At 66.7% G+C, this 20,277-nt stretch carries 16 protein-coding genes; 5 read left to right on the forward strand and 11 right to left on the reverse strand.

The features are described from left to right. Window positions 1–3 precede the first annotated feature (3 nt). Window positions 4–1,560, forward strand: a complete 1,557-nt coding sequence (locus MSP7336_RS02450; protein ID WP_113962972.1) for an MCE family protein — start codon at window positions 4–6, stop codon at window positions 1,558–1,560. Here the strand turns inward: MSP7336_RS02450 and MSP7336_RS02455 are convergent. After that, window positions 1,557–3,470 carry a flavin-containing monooxygenase gene (locus tag MSP7336_RS02455; RefSeq protein ID WP_113962973.1) on the reverse strand — a complete coding sequence of 638 codons (1,914 nt, stop codon included), beginning with the start codon at window positions 3,468–3,470 and terminating at the stop codon, window positions 1,557–1,559. The genes MSP7336_RS02450 and MSP7336_RS02455 overlap by 4 nt on opposite strands. A gap of 108 nt (window positions 3,471–3,578) precedes the next feature. Beyond that, complete coding sequence (locus MSP7336_RS02460) at window positions 3,579–4,433, reverse strand: MaoC/PaaZ C-terminal domain-containing protein (protein WP_069397534.1); 855 nt, start codon at window positions 4,431–4,433, stop codon at window positions 3,579–3,581. A 150-nt stretch (window positions 4,434–4,583) separates the two neighbouring features. Between MSP7336_RS02460 and MSP7336_RS02465 the strand changes: the two genes are divergently transcribed. Further along, complete coding sequence (locus MSP7336_RS02465) at window positions 4,584–5,624, forward strand: AraC family transcriptional regulator (protein ID WP_084226585.1); 1,041 nt, start codon at window positions 4,584–4,586, stop codon at window positions 5,622–5,624. A 339-nt stretch (window positions 5,625–5,963) separates the two neighbouring features. Here MSP7336_RS02465 and MSP7336_RS02470 read toward each other — a convergent pair whose 3' ends face one another. The 5 genes from MSP7336_RS02470 to MSP7336_RS02490 all read right to left on the reverse strand — a co-directional run bounded on the left by MSP7336_RS02470 (window position 5,964) and on the right by MSP7336_RS02490 (window position 11,673). After that, window positions 5,964–6,890 (reverse strand): SDR family oxidoreductase, encoded by a 927-nt coding sequence (locus tag MSP7336_RS02470; RefSeq protein WP_069397535.1) that lies wholly within the window; start codon window positions 6,888–6,890, stop codon window positions 5,964–5,966. Window positions 6,891–6,892: 2 nt separating this feature from the next. Continuing rightward, entirely contained in the window at window positions 6,893–8,398 is a 1,506-nt protein-coding gene (locus tag MSP7336_RS02475) for a flavin-containing monooxygenase (RefSeq protein WP_069397574.1), read from the reverse strand. A gap of 82 nt (window positions 8,399–8,480) precedes the next feature. After that, complete coding sequence (locus tag MSP7336_RS02480; RefSeq protein WP_113962974.1) at window positions 8,481–9,920, reverse strand: flavin-containing monooxygenase; 1,440 nt, start codon at window positions 9,918–9,920, stop codon at window positions 8,481–8,483. 2 nt (window positions 9,921–9,922) lie between these two features. Then, window positions 9,923–10,549 (reverse strand): TetR/AcrR family transcriptional regulator, encoded by a 627-nt coding sequence (locus MSP7336_RS02485; protein WP_069397537.1) that lies wholly within the window; start codon window positions 10,547–10,549, stop codon window positions 9,923–9,925. Further along, on the reverse strand, window positions 10,546–11,673 hold the full coding sequence (locus MSP7336_RS02490) for an NAD(P)H-dependent flavin oxidoreductase (protein ID WP_113962975.1): 1,128 nt from the start codon (window positions 11,671–11,673) through the stop codon (window positions 10,546–10,548). The genes MSP7336_RS02485 and MSP7336_RS02490 overlap by 4 nt, the downstream gene beginning before the upstream one ends. A gap of 59 nt (window positions 11,674–11,732) precedes the next feature. On the opposite strand from MSP7336_RS02490, the gene MSP7336_RS02495 reads away from it, so the two are divergent. From MSP7336_RS02495 to MSP7336_RS02505, 3 genes are read left to right on the forward strand one after another with little or no spacing between them, the layout of a single operon-like run. Continuing rightward, a complete protein-coding gene (locus tag MSP7336_RS02495) occupies window positions 11,733–12,167 on the forward strand; it encodes a PaaI family thioesterase (RefSeq protein WP_113962976.1) in 435 nt (144 codons plus the stop codon). Window positions 12,168–12,186: 19 nt separating this feature from the next. Beyond that, window positions 12,187–13,323: an acyl-CoA dehydrogenase family protein gene (locus MSP7336_RS02500; protein ID WP_113962977.1), complete on the forward strand. Its 1,137-nt coding sequence runs from the start codon at window positions 12,187–12,189 to the stop codon at window positions 13,321–13,323. A 9-nt stretch (window positions 13,324–13,332) separates the two neighbouring features. Next, window positions 13,333–14,460 carry an acyl-CoA dehydrogenase family protein gene (locus MSP7336_RS02505; RefSeq protein ID WP_069397541.1) on the forward strand — a complete coding sequence of 376 codons (1,128 nt, stop codon included), beginning with the start codon at window positions 13,333–13,335 and terminating at the stop codon, window positions 14,458–14,460. A gap of 23 nt (window positions 14,461–14,483) precedes the next feature. On the opposite strand, the gene MSP7336_RS02510 is transcribed toward MSP7336_RS02505, so the two are convergent. The 4 genes from MSP7336_RS02510 to MSP7336_RS02525 are packed head-to-tail and all read right to left on the reverse strand — an operon-like array spanning window position 14,484 to window position 20,198. After that, window positions 14,484–15,953, reverse strand: coding sequence for an acetyl-CoA acetyltransferase (locus MSP7336_RS02510; RefSeq protein WP_069397542.1), 1,470 nt, complete (start codon window positions 15,951–15,953; stop codon window positions 14,484–14,486). Beyond that, the gene (locus MSP7336_RS02515; protein ID WP_113962978.1) at window positions 15,953–18,316 is read right to left on the reverse strand and encodes a CaiB/BaiF CoA-transferase family protein; all 2,364 of its coding nucleotides are present in this window, start codon (window positions 18,314–18,316) and stop codon (window positions 15,953–15,955) included. The genes MSP7336_RS02510 and MSP7336_RS02515 overlap by 1 nt, the downstream gene beginning before the upstream one ends. Beyond that, the gene (locus MSP7336_RS02520) at window positions 18,313–19,098 is read right to left on the reverse strand and encodes an acyl-CoA thioesterase domain-containing protein (RefSeq protein WP_113962979.1); all 786 of its coding nucleotides are present in this window, start codon (window positions 19,096–19,098) and stop codon (window positions 18,313–18,315) included. The genes MSP7336_RS02515 and MSP7336_RS02520 overlap by 4 nt, the downstream gene beginning before the upstream one ends. After that, window positions 19,095–20,198: a zinc-dependent alcohol dehydrogenase gene (locus MSP7336_RS02525; RefSeq protein WP_113962980.1), complete on the reverse strand. Its 1,104-nt coding sequence runs from the start codon at window positions 20,196–20,198 to the stop codon at window positions 19,095–19,097. Before MSP7336_RS02525 ends, MSP7336_RS02520 begins: the two co-directional genes overlap by 4 nt. Between the last annotated feature and the right edge of the window lie 79 nt (window positions 20,199–20,277).

Below are 20,277 nucleotides of genomic sequence, written 5' to 3' on the forward strand. Positions count from 1 at the left end.
GCGATGCTGCCTCGCCTGATCAAAATCCAGCTGCTGCTGCTGGCGGTGTTCGGGACGTTCGCAGTGGTGGTGCTGGGCTGGTATTTCCTGCGGATACCCAGCCTGGTCGGCATCGGGCGATACACGCTCTACGCCGAGTTACCCCGCTCCGGCGGCCTGTATCGAACAGCCAACGTCACCTATCGCGGCATCACGATCGGCAAGGTCACCGACGTCCAACCCACCGAGCGCGGCGCGCGAGCGGCGATGAGCATCGACAACGGCTACCAGATCCCGGCCGACGCCTCGGCCAACGTGCACTCGGTGTCGCCGGTCGGCGAGCAGTACGTCGATCTGGTCTCGACCAGCAACCGCGGCCCGTATTTGCGCGACGGGCAGACGATCACCCGCACCAAGGTGCCGAACTCGATCGGGCCTGCGCTCGATGCCGCCAACCGTGGGTTGGAGTTGCTGCCCAGAGACAAGATCGCGTCCTTGCTGACCGAGACGTCCCGGGCGGTGGGCGGACTGGGGCCGGCCCTGCAGCGCCTGGTCGAGGCCACCGGTGCGCTGGCCCACGATTTCAAGGGCAGCATCGACGACATCAACGACATCATCGATCGGTCCGCGCCCATCATCGACAGCCAGGTCGACTCCGGCGGGGCGATCGGGCGCTGGGCCGCCAACCTCAACACCCTGGCGGCGCAGACCGCCCGGCACGACCAGGAAGTGCGCAGCATCCTGACCAACGTGGCGCCCACGGTCGATCAGGTCAACGCAACGTTCAGCGAGGTACGCGACGCCTTGCCGCAGGCCCTGGCCAATCTCGCGGTCGTGCTCGACATGCTCAAGCGCTACCACAACGGCGTGGAGCAGGCGCTGGTGTACCTGCCGCAGTCAGCGGCGACCGGCCAGTCTGCGCTGGCCGCCTACCCCGACCACGCGTCGCTGAACTTGGCCCTGTCGATCAACCAGCCACCACCGTGCCTGACCGGCTTTTTGCCGGCCTCCGAATGGCGTTCACCGGCGGACACCAGCACCGCGCCGCTGCCCAGCGGCACCTACTGCAAGATCCCGCAGGACACCCCCGCCAACGTGGTGCGCGGTGCCCGCAACTATCCGTGCGTCGATGTGCCCGGCAAGCGGGCGGCGACCCCACGGGAATGCCGCAGCAGCGAGCCGTATGTCCCGCTGGGCACCAATCCCTGGTACGGCGACCCGAATCAGATCCTCAACTGCCCTGCCCCGGGCGCGCGTTGCGACCAGCCGGTGACACCCGGTCAGGTGATCCCGGCGCCGTCGGTCAACAGCGGGTTGAACCCGGCGCCCGCAGACCAGGTGGCCGGCACGCCGCCGCCGGTGAGCGATCCGCTGTCCCGGCCGGGTTCGGGCACGGTCCAATGCAACGGCCAGCAGCCCAACCCGTGCGTCTACACGCCCACCACCGGTCCCACCGCGATCTACGACGTGCAGAGCGGCGTGGTCGCCGGGCCCGACGGTCGCACGTACTCAGTGCAGAACTCGACCGCGCTCGGCGACGCCGGCTGGAAGGACATGCTTGCGCCGGCCGATCGCCGCTAAGCCGGCTCGGTGTGAAAGTCGGCGAGGTCGGCATGCCGGGTCATGCCCCAGTAGTCGACGATGCGCCACGGTGAGTTGGTGACGACCCGCCCCGCCGCGTTGCGGAAGTAGTTCGTCATCCCCGGATGTGTCCACACCATCGCGTTGTGGGCCGCGTCGACGCGGCGCACGTACTCGTCGTGCACGTCGGACCGGCATTCCAGCGCCTCGACACCCAAGTCGCGCATCTGGCGCACCGCGTCGGCGATGTAGTGCGCCTGGCACTCGGCGACGAACATGTAGCTGCCGCCGCCGGGGTTGACGTTGGGGCCGTACATCAAAAACAAGTTGGGGAACCCCGGCACGGTGATGCCCAAATAGGCGGTGGCATCGTCGTCGCCCCAGCGCGCGTGCAGCTCCTGGGCGTCGCGGCCGCGGATCTGCATCGGCGCCAGGAACCGGCGCACGGCAAACCCGGTGCACAGCACGGCGATATCGGCGTCGTACTCGGCGCCGGAGGCAGCCCGCAGCCCGGTTTCGGTGAAGCAGGCGACGGGCTCGTTCACCAGAGCAACGTGCGGTCGGGTCAGCGCCCGGTACCAGCCGTTGTCCAGCAGTATGCGTTTGCCGTACGGCGGATACGCCGGGATCAGCGCCTCCTGCAAATCCGGCCGCCCGTCCAGTTCGGAACGGATGTAGTGAGTGAAATACGCGCGGTGGGCATCGTTCACCGCGTTGACCGAGCGTTCCGGATGTTTCCAGTCGGGGTCGACTTGAAGCGACGGGTGCACCCGGTCGTTCCACGTCCAGGCCAGCCGCAATCGATACCACTGCCGGTAGTACGGCAGGTGATCGAACAGCCACTTAGCATCGGAATGCATTGGCTCGAAGTAATTTTCGGCGGGGGCGACCCAACCCGGGGAGCGCTGAAAGACCGTCAAGGCGGCGACCTTGTCGACGATGGCCGGCACGATTTGCATCGCGCTGGCCCCGGAGCCGACCACCGCGACACGTCGGTCACGCACGTCGAGGTCGGCAGGCCAGGACGCCGAATGCACGACGGTGCCGCCGAACTTGTCCTGACCCGCAATGTCCACAGCCTGCAGGCCGAACAGCCCGACGGCGGTGACCAGCACGTCGCCTACGATCTGCTGCTCGTCGCCGTCGGGGTCGCGCACCCGCACCGTCCAGCGGTGCGCGCGCTCGTCGTAGTCGGCGCCGAGCGCCTCGGTGCCGAACCGGATGTTCTTCCGCAGCCCGAAGTGGTCGGCGACGTCGCGCAGATACTCCACCAGCTCATCGCGTTTGCCGAAGTGTGCCGACCAGGTCCGCGGGAAAAACGAGAAGGAGTACAGGTAACTGGGGATGTCCACCCCGCAGCCGGGATACGCGTTGCGCAGCCAGGTTCCGCCCACATCCTGGTTGCGCTCGACGATGACGTGCGCGATGCCGGCCTGTTGCAGCGCTATGGCCAGCGCCAGCCCGGACACCCCGGCGCCGACGATGATCACCGACGGTCGCGCGTCGGCCGGCGGGTTGGGTTGCGGCTGCGGCTGTTGCGCGCCGAGTTCTGCGGCGGCCAGCTGACCGTACTCCAGCGGAACGTCCTCGCCCATCGCGACGCTCAACATCCGGGCCGCCTGCTGCGGCGACGGGCAGTCGATCTTCGCCGGAGCTCCCTGGGCCCACGCGGTGACCGCATCCGCGACGGCTTCGGCGATCTCCTCGCGCACCTCCTCGGGTAGGCCGCCGGTGTCGTTGGGGTCCAGGCCGTAGTTGCGCGACGGCGCGTACGGCGGGCGCAACCAGCGTTCGTCGCCGGTCAGCTGATAGAGCACCATGATCAGCGTCGGCATGTTGCCGGCGCGGGCCGCGGCGACCAGCCGCGCTCGGTCGATGGGTCGCCGGCGGTCCGCCACCGTCTGGGTCATGTCAGCAGTACCCGACTAGAGATCGCGGGGTAAACGGATATCCAGCATCCATGTAATTACTATTCCTTACCGGGTTCGCGCGAAACCACCCGAGCATGTTTGAGTCAGCTATTGCGAAAACATGGCGAACCCGTCACTGATCACGACCTTGCCAGGTTCCTCGCCCGCGGTTTCGAAAGCGTATCTTCCGCGGCCGGTGGGCCACACCCGTGTCGTGATCGTTTCGGCGGGCCGGGCCGGCTTGCTGAGACGCACCGCCAGCCGCTTCAACCGCGCGGGGTCGTCCGCGCTGACGTTCGTGATCAGTGCATGCGACACGAAAGCAATGGTGCACAGTCCGTGGATGATGATGCCGGGTAAGCCTACAGACTTGGCGAAATCCTCATCGAGGTGGATCGGCATGCGGTCACCCGCCGGGCCTGAATAGCGGAAGGTTTGGTCCTCGTCAAAGCGCTGCACCACCGTGAATTTCGGCTCGGTGTCGCGCAGCGACTCATCGAACCCATGCCGGGGGCTTTCAACACCCAAGGTGCCGTTGAACACCCCGCCGCGGAGGAATCCGGTGAAATATTGCTCGTTGACCAGATCGCCCCGGCTACCGCGAGTTTCGGCGAAGATGGTCACGACGACGCCGGAGCGCTTGCCGGATACGCCGAGCGGTTTGGCGCGAACAGTCAGCACCTCATTGGGTTCAATCGGCCGGAACAGCCGAAAGTCGTGCTCCCCGTGCAAGAGCCTGGCCATCAACCTGTCCGGCACGACCGACATCGTCGCCTCGCCAATGATCTCGAAAACCGGTACCACCGCGAAGACCGGAGGCGCGAAGGTTCCGTCGAGATGCACGCTTATCGGGTCGTTAGTGGCCTCGGCATAGGCGATGGTGCGTTCGGCTTCGACCTTGAACTCCCGCTCATCGCCCCACACCCCGAGGCGGGAAAGGTTGAACCGGTGGCTGACGGTCATGCATGCTCCTCGCGTGTTCTGAGTAGTGAGCTCACACGCTAGAACAGCAGACCGCCGATTCCGCTGACCAAACGTTTCGATCGCTTGACCGAACCGCTCACGTGGCTACGGTAAGTCTCGGGTCGACGGCCTCGAGGAGCCTAATTGCCAGTGACCGAATACACGATTTCGATGCGTCGAGCGCAGGCCTGCATCGCGTTGGCCATGCGCCAAAAGTGGGACATCGAGAAAGTCCTTGAAGAAGCAGGGATCTCGCCTGTGCTCGTTGCGCAGGGGCGAGCTCGCATCTCCACAGAGCAGTTCGGCGAACTGGTGCGCGGGCTGTGGCGCATGACCGACGACGAACTCATGGGGCTCGGAACCGCGCCGGTGCCGCGCGGCACGATGCGGCTCATTTCCTACGCCCTTGTCGGGACACCAGATTTCGGATCGGTCTTACAGCGCTACGTCGAGCTCGCCAAGGCCGTCCCCGGCTTCCCGTCGATCGTCGTCACCGCCGGCCGCAAAGAGGTCAGGGTATCGACGGAGTTGACCACAACCGAGCAGGCCGACACGCTCGTTATCGATGCGCTGTTGGCCGCCGGTCACCGGTTCGCGTCGTGGGCGATCGGAAGAGAGCTACCCCTTCGGCGGGTCGAGATGCCCTATCCGCAACCCGACGAGGTCGATGACTACGACTTGATTTTCGGTGCGCCGGTGGTGTTCTCAGCGCCTGCTGCGGCGCTGGTGTTCGATCCGGACGTGCTCTCTGCGCCGTGCATCCGCACGGAAGCCGATCTCGACGACTTCCTGCGTCGCGCACCCGCAGGACTCTTGCTCCGGCGCGACTACAGTTCCTCAACGAGCGACCAGGTCCGACGGATCCTCGCCGAAGCAGGCCTCAAGGGAGACTGGGCAACCGCCGACCAGGTCGCTGCTCGGCTTTCGATCAGTACCCAAACGCTGCGTCGCAGACTTCGCGATGAGCACACTTCGATCCGGCAGATCCGCGAGTCGATCTTGCGCGATACGGCAATCGCTAGCCTGGTGCGCGGTGAAGAAACCGTGACCGCGCTCGCGAGACGACTGGGTTTCTCCGAGCCAAGTGCGTTCACCCGGGCGTTTCGGCGATGGACCGGCTCCAACCCGAGTTCGTACCTCCCGCGCGGCGTCGCGGGAACCAGCCGAGGCACTGACCCGGCAAGCCGATAGCCTGCCTCATCTGGAACCCGGCAATCCGCCAGTGCGGTAACTGCTTCGGTCGCATCTCACCGCTCTCCGACGCCGCCAGTTTTGGCGCGATCGAGGGGTATTGCCGGCTGACGGCACCGACAAGCCGCCAAGGCGCGCCGCACACATCCAAATCCGCGACGATCGACGACCGCCCCAATGTGATTTCTCCATTGACCCCTAGTCGGCGAAATCTATGACGATGGCGCCGTACCTGCGTCTTGGGCTGTGTCCGCGGATAGTTGGGCATTTCAACGATGTTTGATCGGCTGGGGCGGGATGAACGACGAAAAGGCAACGGCGGACGGGTGATCGGATGGTTCAGCCATCCAAAGCTGCTTCGCCAGCAGGTTCTGGCCGGATCGCCGGCACCATAAGTGGCGTTGTGGTGCGGGCAAATGCGCGCTCGGGCGCCGATGTACCGAGTCCGTCGATGACCGACATCCCGCGGCTGAGGCGGGACCGACCGACCCTGGCGATGAGTCGATCCAGCGGCGATGAGTACATCAGCGGCCGCAGCCACTGCAACACCGCCGTACCGCGAGGCACATAGATCCGGCGACTGCGCTTTTCGATGCCACGTACGAACAACGCGGCGCACTCGTCGGCCGTCCGTGTGGCGCCTGCGCGAGCGATGATTGTCTTGAGCGACTTCAGCGCGGCGGAGTCCTTGGTGAGGTCACTGACGAGGTCGGTGTTAATCACGCTCATATGGGCGGATCCGACGGTTACACCGTGCGGATGCATCTCCAGGCGTAGTGCGTTGGCAAAACCCTCCACACCAGACTTGCTGGCGCCGTATGCGCTTCCGCCCGGTATCGGCACGATAGATGCCAGCGACGACACCACGAGTATGTATCCCTTGCTGTCGATCACATATGGGATCGCCGCGCGGACCGTACGAAACACCCCGGTCAAGTTGACGTCGACGGTACGCACCCAAGCATCGATGTCGGTAGTGGGCACCGTTTGCCAACTGGCGATACCCGCGTTGGCGACGACCACGTCGAGCCCGCCGAATGCATCGACCGTGGCCCGTACGGCTGCATCCAGTGACGAGGTGTCGGTCACATCGGCAGCAAGCCCGAGGTGACCGGGCCCGAGTGCCGCAGCGGTGCGCGCGACCCGATCCTGCTCGATGTCCACTAAAGCCACGCTCGCACCAGCCTCGGCAAGCCGGCGGGCCGTGGCAGCGCCGATCCCGCGGCCGGCGCCGGTGATCAGGATACGTTTGCCGTTCAGCTGCATTGCTATTCCTTTCGATCCGCTGCTGCTGCGCCAACGGGGTCGCCGTCGAGGCAGAACTCATCGAAGTGCAGAGCCGATAGCATCCGTGCGTGGTGTTTGGGGGTCCATGGCCACACCTCCGGCGTACCGTCTTTGCCCAGGTACCAGCTGGAGCAGCCCGATGCCCATACCGTGCCCGGCAGCGCCTGACGCAGCGCGGCGTTGTAGACGGCAGTGGCCTCCGCGGTCGGTGCCGCGGTGGTGAAACACCCGTGCTGCCATGCGGAGATCCACCGCAGGATGTGGTCGGACTGAGTTTCGGCGACTGCAACCAGGGAAAAGTTACCGATCGGGCTGTGTGGACCCATGAGCATGAAGAAGTTGGGGAACCCCGGTAGTGCGATGGTGCGGTATGCGTGCGGGCCATTGGTCCATGCCTCGCTCAGCGTGTGACCGTCGGGGCCGATCAGCTCGATCGGGCGCATATAGGCGTGCGCGTCGAACCCGGTAGCGAGTATCAGGACGTCGGTCTCGTGGAGTTGACCGTCGGCGGTAACGATTCCGCGGGCTTCGACATGGTCGATCGGCGTGGTGACAACGTCGACGGTTGGGTGCTGCACCGCACGGTAGAACCCGCCGGACATCACCAGGCGCTTGCAGCCCACCTGATAGTCCGGGGTCAGTTTGCGGCGCAGTTCGCAGTTGCGCACAGTACGCAAGTGCAATCGGCACAGTGTGTCGACGAGTCGGCGCTGCCAGCCGGGCGCGATCAACGCCTTGGCGAACATCGCGAATGCCGCCTTGATCAGCGCGTATTCAGCCGTCATCCAGCCCGGCACCTTGGCTCGCAGCAACTTGGTGAACGGGTCCGTTGGCCAGTTAGGCAACGGCAGCACCCACTGTGCAGTGCGCTGGAACAGATCGAGGTGGGCCACCCGACCGGCCAGCGCTACGACAATCTGCGCGCCGGTGGAGCCGGTGCCGATAACCGTGACCCGCTTATCGGCCAGCGACACCGCATCGTCCCATCGCGCGGAGTGAAACATGTTGCCCGCGAAATCATCCAGGCCTGGGATGTTCGGCCGGACCGGATGATGCAGCACCCCGGTCGCGGCGATCAAAAAATCAGCCTCGCGAACGGTTCCGGTCGAATCGTGCACTCGCCAGGCTCCATTGACGAACTCGGCGCGGGTCGCTTCGGTGCCGAATTCAATGTGTTGCCGCAGGCCGTAGTGATCCACCGCGGCGTCGAAGTAATCCTGGATCTCCCTGCCCGGCGCTAACCAGTATGACCAGTCTGGTTTGTGGTGAAAGGAGTATTGATAGAACACTGACGGAACATCGCAATGCAGGCCGGGGTAGCGGTTGTCACGCCAGGTGCCACCGACTTCGGTGGCTTTCTCTAGCACCGTAAAGCTGTGAATTCCGGCTAACTTCAGCTTGGCGGCCATGCAGATGCCCGACATCCCGGCACCGATCACAACTATCCTGGGATCTCGGCGGCGGCCCGTCTCCGGTGGTACTGACATGGCTCGACGGTATGAATCGCGGGCATCAAATTCCATGATCCGCTCGGCCAATGGCTTGACCGAATCGATCAGTGTCCTGGTACTAGATCAGTTCGTAGTCGGCTAGGACAGGCCGCTGCATCACTTCTCGGAAACGACTAAATCTCCACGGCCAAGCGGCGGGTATGCCCCGGTCGTCGAGGTACCAGCTGCGGCAGCCGGACATCCACACCGTCTGCTTGGCGGCCTGCACCCGCTCGGCTTCGAAGCGGGCCGTGGCCTGGTGGCTGGCGCTGATCTGGCGCCGCGTACCGTCGCGCAGCAGCTCGATGAGTTGGATGAGATAGCCGATCTGGGCCTCGGCGGCGTCGATCAGCGAGAAATTTCCCACCGGCCCGTTGGGCCCGTTGAGCATGAACAGGTTAGGAAAGTCCGGCACCGACACCGACAGATAAGCTACTGGCCGCTCCGCCCAAGCATCGTCGAGCCGCACGCCTCCACGGCCGACCACCTCGATCGGGCGCAGGAAGCGGTCCACCCGGAAGCCGGTGGCCAGCACCAGCACGTCAAGCCGGTGCAGCACACCGTCTTTGGTACGTACCCCTGCGGCCTCGACACGATCGATGTGCTCAGCGATCAGGTGTGCGTTGGGCCGCTGGATGGCGGTATAGAAGTTGGGAGAGACGACCAGCCGCTTACAGCCGACCCGGTAGTCGGGCCGCAGCTTCTCGCGTAGCAGCGGGTCTTTCACATTGTCTTCGAGGTTGGCACGGCACATCTTCTGCAGCACTTTTAGTTGCGGCGAGTCAGCGTCGACGACGACATCGGCGAAGTTCTGCACGAAGTTGGTATTTAGCGCGTTCCGCAAAGCCTTTAGCATCGAGGTATTTTCGCGGTAGCGAGCTCGGTCCTCCTCGGAGATTGGCGGGTTGTCTACGGGCAGGATCCACTGCGGGGTGCGCTGGAAGAGGTCTAGCTCGGCGACCGTGTCGACAACGGCGCCGACGATCTGGACCGCCGACGATCCGGTACCCACTACCCCAAGGCGGGCACCTGCCAGCGCCGCACCATGATCCCAACGGGCGCTGTGGAATACCCGGCCAGCAAACTCCTTGAGTCCATCAATGTCCGGGTAGCGGGGGTGGTGCAACACACCGGTGGCGGCGATCACAACGTCGGCTTCGTCGCGTTCGCTAGTGGAAGTCTGGATGCACCAACGATTTCCGTCGTATTGCAGGCGACGCACTTCGTGTCCGTAACGAATCAGCCCGGCGACGCCGTAGCGGCGCGCGACATTCTCGAAGTAGGCAAGAATCTCCGCGCCCGGCGCAAACATGTGGCTCCACTCCGGGTTAGGCGCAAACGTGTAGCTGTATAAGTGGGCCGGCACATCGCATGCGATGCCGGGGTAGGTGTTTTCTCGCCACGTTCCGCCGAGCCGGTCGGCCTTCTCATACACCGTGACATCGGTAAATCCGGCGTCGCGCAGCTTGATGGCGGCCAGCACCCCTGCCATTCCGGCACCGACAACGACCACTCGCATCGTCAGCCATCCCTGGGTCGCAGCCCGTGCAGCACGAGCGATACGACGAAGTCGGCGACCTCGGCCGCGGTGACGCCGTCGTCGGTGGACAGGCGCCGGTGCGCCAGCTGGCCGATCAGCGCCGCCAGCGTGTAGGCGACCATCCGGGGCGGTGCGGCCACCACTTCGCCGCGCTTCTGGCCGGCGACGATGAAGGTTTCGATGTCGTCGATGAACCGCTCATAGATGCTGCCGAGGTGTTTTTCGAACCGGCCACCGAGCGCAGGGGCGTCGCGGAACAGCAATCGGACGGTGGCCTTGTCGGCCTCGAAAAACTCCAGCGTCACTTGCACGGCGTCGCGAAACGCCTCCTCGCCGTCGTCGCCGCGCCCGGCGACGGCCGCGGACAGGTGCGCGCGTAAAGCCTGCTCCTCGGCGGCCATCAACTCGTGGAACAGCTTTTCCTTGGAGTCGAAGTACCAGTAGATGGACCCATACGCCAGACGGGATTCCTTGGCGACGTCGGCGATGGTGGTGGCATGAAAACCTTTGCGGGCGAACACTTTCTTAGCCGCGGCCAGAATCTGGTCGCGGCGCAGGGACTTGTCCTCATCGCTGACCGCGCGTCGTCGGCGCGTGGTGGCAGTCATCGCTCTACTAGCTCGTCGAGGCGTTGCACCGTGTCGATGAATTCGTCGACCATCTCGAGCACCACCGAGCGCGTCGGCCGCACCTTGTTCAGGGAGCCGACGACCTGCCCGACGAAGTAAGTCGCCAGATCGCGCGCCCGCGAGTCCGGCTTGCTGGACGCCTGATGGATCCGCAGCTGCGGATCGCCGATCAGCGCGCTCTGCAGCGGCATGCCCAGCGGCTCGGGGGTGTCGGGCCGGGCCCACTCGTCGGTCCAGGCAGTGCGCAGCATGCGGGCCGGCTTGCCGGTCATCGACCGCGACCGCACCGTGTCCGACGACGTGGCGGCCAGGAACTTGTCCTTGACCACCGGCGGTGTCTCGGCCTCCTCGGTGGTGAGCCACACCGACCCGCACCAGACGCCCTCGGCGCCGAGCGCCAGCGCGGCGGCGACCTGCCGGCCGCGGGCGATGCCGCCGGCGGCGAGCACCGGGACCGGCGCGACCGCGTCCACCACCTCGGGGACCAACACCATCGTTGACACCTCCCCGGTGTGCCCACCGGCCTCGGTGCCCTGCGCGACGATCAGGTCGACACCCGCGGCGGCGTGCCGTTTCGCGTGCTCGGTGGTACCGGCGAGCGCCGCGACGACGACGTCGTTGGCGTGAGCCCGGGCGACCAGGTCGGCCGGCGGCGGGCCGAGGGCGCTGGCGATCAACTTGATGTTGTGGGCGAAGGCGACGTCGAGCAGTGGCTCGTAGCCCTTCGGCGACACGTTGAGCCCGGCGCCGAGGGACAGCCGTTGTCCGTTGTCCGGCACCGGAACTCCGTAGCGGGCCAGCAGGTCGTCGAGGAACGCACGATGCTCTTCGGGCAGCAGGTCTCGGATCTGGTCGGCGTCGATCCCGCCCGATTCGGCGCCCACATATTTGGGCGGCAACAGCAGGTCCACCCCGTAGGGAAGGCCGCCGGTCTGTTCCTCGATCCAAGTCAGCTCGGACTCCAGCCGGGCCGGGCTGTGCGCCACCGCGCCAAGGATCCCCAGCCCGCCGGCTTTCGACACGGCCGCCACCACGTCGCGGCAGTGACTGAACGCGCAGATCGGGAATTCCACACCGAGCATTTCGGCGACTCTGGTTCGCATTTTCACGACGCTACGAGTTATTGATTGACGTGTCAATCTAGTGGGGTAATGTGCCCGCTATGGCCGAACCGTTGACCGACGAACAGCAGCACAAGCACCGGCAGGCGGTGCGCGACTTCATGCCGACCACACCGTTTCTGGCCGGCCTCGGCATCGTCTTCGAGCGCTACGAACCCGACCAGGTCACCATCCGGCTGCCCTACCGCGAGGACCTGACCAACGACGGCGTCTACTTCCACGGCGGCGTCATCGCGTCGGTGGTGGACACCGCCGGGGCCGCCGCGGCCTGGTCGAATCACGACTTTGAAAAGGGCACGCGTGCCTCCACGGTGGCGATGAGCATCCAGTACACCGGCGCCGCCAAGCGCTCGGACCTGCTCTGCCATGCGCGCACCGTGCGGCGGCGCAAAGAACTCACCTTTACCGAGATCACGGCCACCGACAACGACGGCAACGTGGTCGCGCACGCGGTGCAGACGTACCGCATCGTCTGACTCCTAGGAGCGGGTGCACATGCCAGAACAACCGGCCCAGCCCGACGCCGCCGAGCTCGACGCGCGGGTCGACGCCCTGGTGCGCCGCTGCCCTCCCACCGATTGCGACCATCAGACGTTTCTCGGCGCCCGCTTCGACGCCGGTCTGGCGTGGGTATGGGCCGCGCCGGAGGACGGCGGCGTGCAGGCCGACCGATCGCTGCAGTCACGAGTGGAGCGGCGACTCGCTGCCGCTGGTGCGCCAGTTCCGTTCCGGTACAACCCCATTGGACTGGGTATGGTGGCGCCGGCACTGTTCGCCCACGGCGAACCCAAGCAGCGCAGCAGGTACCTGCGTGCGCTGTTCACCGGCGAGGAGATCTGGTGTCAGCTGTTCAGCGAACCATCGGCCGGCTCGGACGTCGCCGGGTTGTCCACCCGCGCTCGATCCGACGGTGACAGCTGGATCGTCAACGGCCAGAAGGTCTGGACATCCGTCGCGCACATAGCCCGTCGCGGACTGCTCATCGCGCGCACCGATCCTGACGTCCCCAAGCACGCTGGACTGACCGCGTTCGTGGTCGACATGAGCACGCCGGGCGTCGAGGCACGTCCGCTGCGGCAGATCACCGGCGACGCCGAGTTCAACGAGGTTTACCTCACCGACGTGCGGATCCCCGACCATGACCGGATCGGCGAAGTCGGCCAGGGTTGGCAGGTGGCGACCACCATGCTGATGAACGAGCGGGTCGCACTCGGGGGCGCGTTCTCGGCGGGCGGCGAGCGTCCGGGGACACGGATTCTCGACGCCTACCGCGCGGCTGGGCGCCCCGACCCGGTGCGAGGAGATCGGGCGGTGCAGCTGTGGATCGAAGCCAACGCCGTCGCGCTCACCGGCAAGCGGATGGCGGCCGAAGCCCGACAGCCCGGCCCACTGGGCTCGGCGCTCAAACTTGCTGCCGCCGAACACAACCAACGGGTCACCGAGTATCTGCTCGACCTCGAGAGCCTGGGCAGCTCCGCCGAGACGGTTCATGGCTATCTGCGGGCGCGCGCCAACACCATCGAGGGCGGCACCTCGGAGATCATGCGCAACATCCTCGGGGAACGGGTCCTGGGTCTTCCCGCCGAGCCCCGCGTCGACAAGAACATCGCCTGGCGCGATGTCCCGCGCTAGAGGAAAGGCGTGACGACTGTGGCCTTCTCCACCGAACAACATGAGTTGCGGCGCACTGTGCGCGAATTCCTCGACAAGAAGTCGCCCGAATCCGAGGTGCGCCGCCTGATCGAAACCCCGACCGGTTTCGACGCCGCCGTCTGGCAACAGATGGCAGCGCAGATCGGACTGCCCGGCATCCACATCCCAGAGGAGTTCGGCGGAGCGGGATTGGGCTACGTCGAGGTGTGCATCGCGCTCGAAGAAATGGGCGGGCACCTGTTCGGCGGGCCATTCTTGGCCTCGGCGGTATTGGCAGCCGAAGTCGTGCTGCGATCGAACGATAGCGCGGCGATGGCCGATTTCCTGCCGAAGATCGCCACCGGCGAAACCATCGCGACCGTCGCCTTCCCCAGCGGTGACGACCCATCCACAGACACCCGGTTGACGGCGACATCCACCGCCGACGGCTATGTCGTCTCCGGCACGGCCGGATTCGTCCTCGATGCCCTGAGTGCCGACGTCATTTTCGTGTTCGCCCGCGCAGGTGAACTCGGGCTCTTCGCGGTCAACACCGACGCCGTCGGTGTGCAGATCACCGGAGCGCCGAGCATGGATGCGACACGAAAACACGCCACCGTCAGCTTCGACAACGCTGCGGCACGGATCATTCGCACCGAGCGTGGCGCTGCGCAAATCCGCTCGGACGTGGCCAATCTCGCGTGTGTTGCCTTGGCCAACGAGAGCGTCGGCGGCGCGCAGGCGGTGCTCAACCAATCCGTGAATCATGCCAAGGCGCGCTACCAGTTCGGCCGCCCCATCGGCTCGTTCCAGGCGATCAAACACAAGTGCGCCGACATGTTGGTGGCCCTCGAACAGGCCAAGTCGGTGGCCTACCACGCCGCGGCGACCGTCGACGAGAATCCCGACGACTTCGGCGTGGAAGCGGCGATGGCCAAAGCCTACGTCGGCGACGTCTATGCGCGAGCGGCCGCCGAGAACATTCAGATCCATGGCGGCATGGGCTTCACCTGGGAGCACCCCGCGCACCTGTATCTCAAGCGCGCCAAGTGCGCACAGTCGATGTTCGGTGACGCCGTCTATCATCGGCGGGTCCTCGCCGACACGTTGGGCCTGTCGGCGTCAGCTCACTCGTGAAGCCTTCCTGACGCTGTCGGGCACTACCCCAACGTCGCGGTGCCGTCGTCGTGAACGGAGACCTTGGCGCCGGCGATGTCGTCGTGCACGCTTGCCTGCACATCGGCCGGGGCGGTGAGCACCGCCAGCGTGCGCGCGTCATCGGGCGTGCGCACGGCGATGTAGGTTTTCTCCGGATTCCCGTCACGGTCGAATGGGGTGGTCCACGTTTCGATCGTGCCGATCCCTTCCCACTGGTCGACGGACGTGCTGGTCGGCTCTCGGTCGACCTCGGGTTGGACGTCCTCCCAACGGAATTCGGTGGCGGGCGGCTCGGTGCCGTAGACGGCGATGGCGTGTTTGGTCAGATAGCCGCCGTTAGCGGTGATCAGCCCGACGCTGCCGGGGTTCTCGATCAGCAAGCCGGCCATGGTGCCGATGGAATGCGTGACGTAGTTGTTCCACGGTCCCCCGGCGAACGTCAGGCCGCCGGTCACCGTCAGCGGACGCTGCGGATCGCCGACGGGAAGGTTCAGTTCATTCGCGGCGACTTGAACCGCGGACGGAAAACACGAGTAGATGTCGACGAACTGGACGTCGTCGATGCCGCGCCCGGCAAGCTCGAGCGCGCGCTTGCCCGCGATCCGGATCGCCGGGGACCGGTGATAGTCCAGGCGCTCGCCGAGTCCGTAGGTGTCGTGCGAATCGGTTCCGGCATACGGAAAAACCCAGCGATCCGACGAGATCTGCAGCCGCTCGGCCGTTTCGGCGGAGGCGAGGACAACGACCGCGCCCTGGTCGACCATGTTGTTGGAGTTCATCAACTTGGTGTAGGGCCAACTGATCATCCGGTTGTCCGGGCCGGGCTGCCAAATCTGCTCAGCAGACAGGGCTTTGGGGCTCCAGGCGTTCGGATTGCCGGCCGCGACCGCACTGAACTGCGACCACAACTCACCGATCCGCCGGCGGTGTGTGTCCACTGACTCGCCGGCGGCGATCCGCAACGCCTGCTCGAACAGCGGATACACGTGCGCCGGCTGGATGAGCTCGATGCGCAATTCGGCCGGACCGGCCATCGGAACGCTGTCGCCGTCGTCCTGGGCCATCGGCACTGAGTCGTCCTGCTGCGGCCATGACGGCTTGGCGCCTTCAGCGCGCAACCGTGATCGGGTGCGCCAGCATTCGGCGCCGGCGATCATTACCACATCGGCTCTTCCCTGCTGGATATCGATGCAGGCCTGGTTCACCAGGGACTGCGGGACGTTGCCGCCCACGCCGCTGTAGCGGGTCGAGAAGTTCTTGGCGCCGATCTGCTGACCGAGCAGCAGCCCCGGGTCGCGATACCGCCACGACAGCAAGTTCACCACGCGAATCGAATCAACCGCCTCCAGCGTGCGCTGGTCGGCGGCCCGCCGGGCGGCCAGCGCCATCAACCCGACCGGGTCGACATCACCGTCGTACTGGTTGATCTGTCCGGCGCCGACGAGCACCGGAGTCCGTGGATCGATTGGCATCAGGGCGTCCTCCCGTCGGTGAATAGCACACCGGCGTTGATCAGGCGGTCGATCTCGGCGTCGGCAAGGCCGAGCAGCTTTCCGCAGACCTCGCGGGTGTGTTCGCCGAGCGTCGGCGCGGGCCGCAGCTCGGCAGGCGGAATGTTGCGGTACGGCGCCACCCCCGACTCGGCGGGCAGCGGCGCCTCGAATAACGGATGCACCATGTCGGACAACATCTTTCGATGCGACACTTGCGGATCAGCAAGAACGTCGGCGGGCCGGTTCATCGGGCCGGCCGGCACACCGGCCTGCTGCAACAGTTCGGTCACCGTCTGCTTGTCGAGATTCCGCGTCCATCGCGCTATCTCGGCGGTGGCGTCGCTGCGGTTGCGATCAAGGTCGCGACAGCCGATCACCCCGGCGAGCGCGCACCAGTCACGTTCGTCGCGCAGCGAGATGACGCACCACTCGTCGTCTCCGGCGCAGGGATAGACGCCGTGGCAGCTCGGGTCGTCAACGACCGGCAGAGTTGCGGCGCGAGCCGCTTGGGTGACGTACGTCGTGTCGAGTTGGTTGATGGCCACCTCGGCCTGCGAGATGTGCACGTGCGCACCACGTCCGGTGCGGTGCCTGCCGATCAGGGCCGCCAACGCGGCAATGGCGGTGACCCGCGCCGCGATGTGATCGGGGAAGACCGTGACCGCATCCAGGAACGGCGGCCGACCGTCGTCGCTGGCGGGGCCGGTCCACAGCCGGGTGATTCCGGTGGCCGCGCGCACCAGCGGGCCGTACCCTAGCTGGACACTCCACGGGCCCCGGTCGCCGAACGCGCTGCTTTCCGCCAGGATGATGCCCGGGTTGAGCGACCGCAATTTCTCGTATGGAAAGCCCAGCGCGGCAAGCGTTCCCGGCTTGAAGTTGGCGGAGATGATGTCGGCGTCGGCCACCAGGCGAGCAAACAGGTCCGCGCCTTCTGGATTACGCATATCCAGGCCGAGCCCGTACTTGTTGCGGTTGGTCCAGGCGATGGCTTGGCTCATCGGTTGACCGGCGCGGGTCTGGCGCAGTCCGTCGGGAAACTGCGCACTTTCCACCTTAATGACCTCGGCGCCCATGTCGGCGAACAACCGGCCGAGCTCGCCGCCGGCCACGATGATGCCCAGGTCGACGACGCGTATCCCGTCGAAGGGCCGGTGCCCGCAGTCGTGGTGCCCCGCCGGGTGCGACGCCGGCTCCCGGTCAAGCCAGCGGGGATGGTGCCGGCCGGCCGACGGTGCGAGATGGCGCAGACCCGCACGGCGCCCGTCGATCACGAACGGCCCGACCGGGGCGGCGACGTGGTCAGCGGAGGTCAACTGCACTGCGGTGAAGGCACCGACCGCGCGGAAGTGATCCGACGTCAGCACTTCGGCACAGCTCAATACCGGGGCGATCGGAACCCCGTGCGTTTTTCCGGTCGCGACCAGCTCGGCCATTGTCTGGTCGGCGAACAGCGCGGCGGTCAGCGCACCGATCTCGCGGATGGCCAAGAACCGGGCTCCGACCGTGTCGTACTTGGGATCTTGGAACTCCTCGGGCTCCCCCAACCATGCGCGCATGCCGTGCCACTGCCGCGGCGCCATCACGCAGGTCCGCACGTAGCCGTCCTTGCAGGCGAATATCGGGTAGACGTCCTGATATCGCGGGCGCCCGCGCCAGGCGCCGGCATCGCGCTGGGCCAACGCGCCCTGCCCCATTGCGCCGAACGGCGGATCGAGCGCCTGGACGACGGCTTCGAATCGCGAGAAGTCGATGTAATCGCCTATGCCGCAACGTAGCCGGTGAAAATACGCTACCAGCACCGCCCATGCCGCCTGCACGGCGGCGGTCGCCGACGCGATGCCCTCCGGCGGCAGGACCGGTGTGCCGGTCGGCAGGCCCGACCGCGACAGCGCGGTCGAGAGCGCATACATCACCGGATCGGTGGCCTGCCAGGATGCGTGCGGCCCGTCGGCACCGAAATCGGTGACGTGCATCGCGACCAGTCGCTGGAAGCGGTCGGCCAGCTGTGCGCAGGAGTTACCGAATGCTGTTGCCAGGCCGGGGATTCCGCTGTCGATCAGGATGTCCGCGCCGGCGACCAGCTCGAGGAACCGCTGCCGGTCCGCATCGGCGTCGGGGTCGAGTACCGCGCTGCGCTTGTTCGCGTTGTGCAGGGCGAACCGGATGCTGCGCCCGGCGACCGCGGGCAGCGCCGCGCGTCCCGGGCTACCGCCCGGCGGCTCGATCTTGAGGACGTCAGCGCCGAGGTCGGCGATCAGCCGGCTGATCGCGTCGGCCTCGCCGCTGGCAAGGTCGAGCACCCGCACGCCGATCAGCGGCGGCCCGCTGTATGCCGTCATCGCCGCGCCAGCAGCATCGACGAACAGACCCCCACCGCGACGACGTCGTCGCCGGACCACACGGTGATGCCGACCGCGGCCAATCCGCCGCTGATCCGCTGCAGCCGGCCCACCCCGACCAGGTCGGGCTCGGCCACCTCGCCGACGAAGCGCAGCGACAAATCAGGATTGGGATGCGGTATCCACTTGCCGGCGCACGCGGCCGCCACCGGTGGGCCGACGCACATGTCGGCGGCCAGGCATGCGGCCTCGGCGCCGGCCGCCACGTCCCAGGGCGCCCGCAGCCCGGTGGCGACCCACGACGGCCCGGCGCCCAGCACCCGCGGGCGCAGCGTCGCCACGATCGGGATCTCCACGCCGTCGGGAGTGGTCCAGTCACTGCCGCCGGAATATCCGGTGAGCCCAGCCTTTTCGGCGCTGGGTGTGTCCGAGGGGTGCAGCGCGGCGGGATCGGCCAGCCCGACAGTCGCCCGCGCGGCCGCCCGTCCGGTGCTGTCGGCGATGTCGACGCTGACGGTGGTGAGCGACCGGCCCGCGTGCAGCACGGTCGCCGCGGCGTGGGCGGTGCCCGCCGGCAAGCCGCGCAAAAACCGCACGTCCAGCGAGGCGGGCGTGCGGCCGGGAGCCACCCGGCGCGCGGCACGCAGCGCGCACGCCGCGACCGCGCCACCGAACGCCCCGCCGAAGGCACCGTGCATGTTGCGGCCCAGCTCGAACGACAGGCCCTCACCGTCGGTGCGGCACCCGAGCACGTCGTCGACGGACGCCACCGCGCCGGTCACGGTGTCAGCACCCCGTGTACCGGTGGGGTGCCGTCACGTTCGCCCGCCATGGTGGCCAGCAGCTCGTCGGCCCCGTCCAGACCGACGCAGCGGCGCGGCAGGCCGGCAAACGGGTAGCGGCCGGAGCCCAACAGGTCCAGCGCCGCGCGGTAGGCGGTGACGTCGACGCCCAGCGCGCCGAGCACCCGCAGCTCCTTGAACACCACCATGTCCGGCGAAAAGCCCGGCGCACCGCTGTCGAAGCCCCGGGTACCGGCGACGACGACGGTGCCGTTGGGCCGGGCCAGCGCGATCGCCTGCGCAAAGGCCGCCGGCGCTCCGGCGGTGACGTCCAGCACGACGTCGGCCAACCCACCGGTGGCCTTCTTGAGCGCGGCGACCGGGTCGTCGACGCCGACGTCGACGGCCAGGTCGGCGCCGAATTGCGGCGCCAGCGCCAGCCGGTTGGCGTCACGAGCGCCTAAACCGGTCACCATCACGAACCCCGCACCGGCTTCTTTGGCGGCCGCAGCGGCGCACAGCCCGCGGACTCCCGGCCCCAACACAGCCAAGACGTCGCCGGACTTGATATCGGGAACTGTTGTGCCCCAACGAATTCCAGCACCCAACGGGTTGAACAGTGTCGCGACTACGGGTTCTAGGTGTTCCGGCACCGGTAACACCATCGAATCGGGGGACAAATATTGGTATTCGGCGTAGCCGCCCCACAGGCCGGGTTCGCGATCGACCGGGATGAAGCCGTACATATCGGCCAGGCCGTGCTTTTCGCACCGCCGATACTCCCCCGCCCGGCAAGCCGAGCAGTCCCGGCAGGACTGGAACACCTCGACGGCCACCCGATCGCCGACGGCCACACCCCAGCGCTGCGCTGCCCGCGACCCGATCGCCTCGACCGTCCCGACGGTTTCGTGACCGGGAACGAACGCGAACCCGCCCGACAGCGCACCGGTGTACTGCTCGTGATCGGTGCCGCACAGCCCACAGGCCTCGACGCGCACCAGGCCGTCATCCTCGCCCACTTCGGGGACCGGCAGCTGCCGCTCAACCAGCCGACGCGGCGCTTCCAAGACCAATGCCCGCGCCACCCTGTCATCCGGCATGATCGCACCGTAGGTTGCTATTGATTGACATGTCAATCTAGTGTGCTACCCACGGGCAGCGCGTCGCGGGCGGAGGAGC

The organism is Mycobacterium shimoidei (assembly GCF_900417275.1).
GTDB lineage: Bacteria > Actinomycetota > Actinomycetes > Mycobacteriales > Mycobacteriaceae > Mycobacterium > Mycobacterium shimoidei.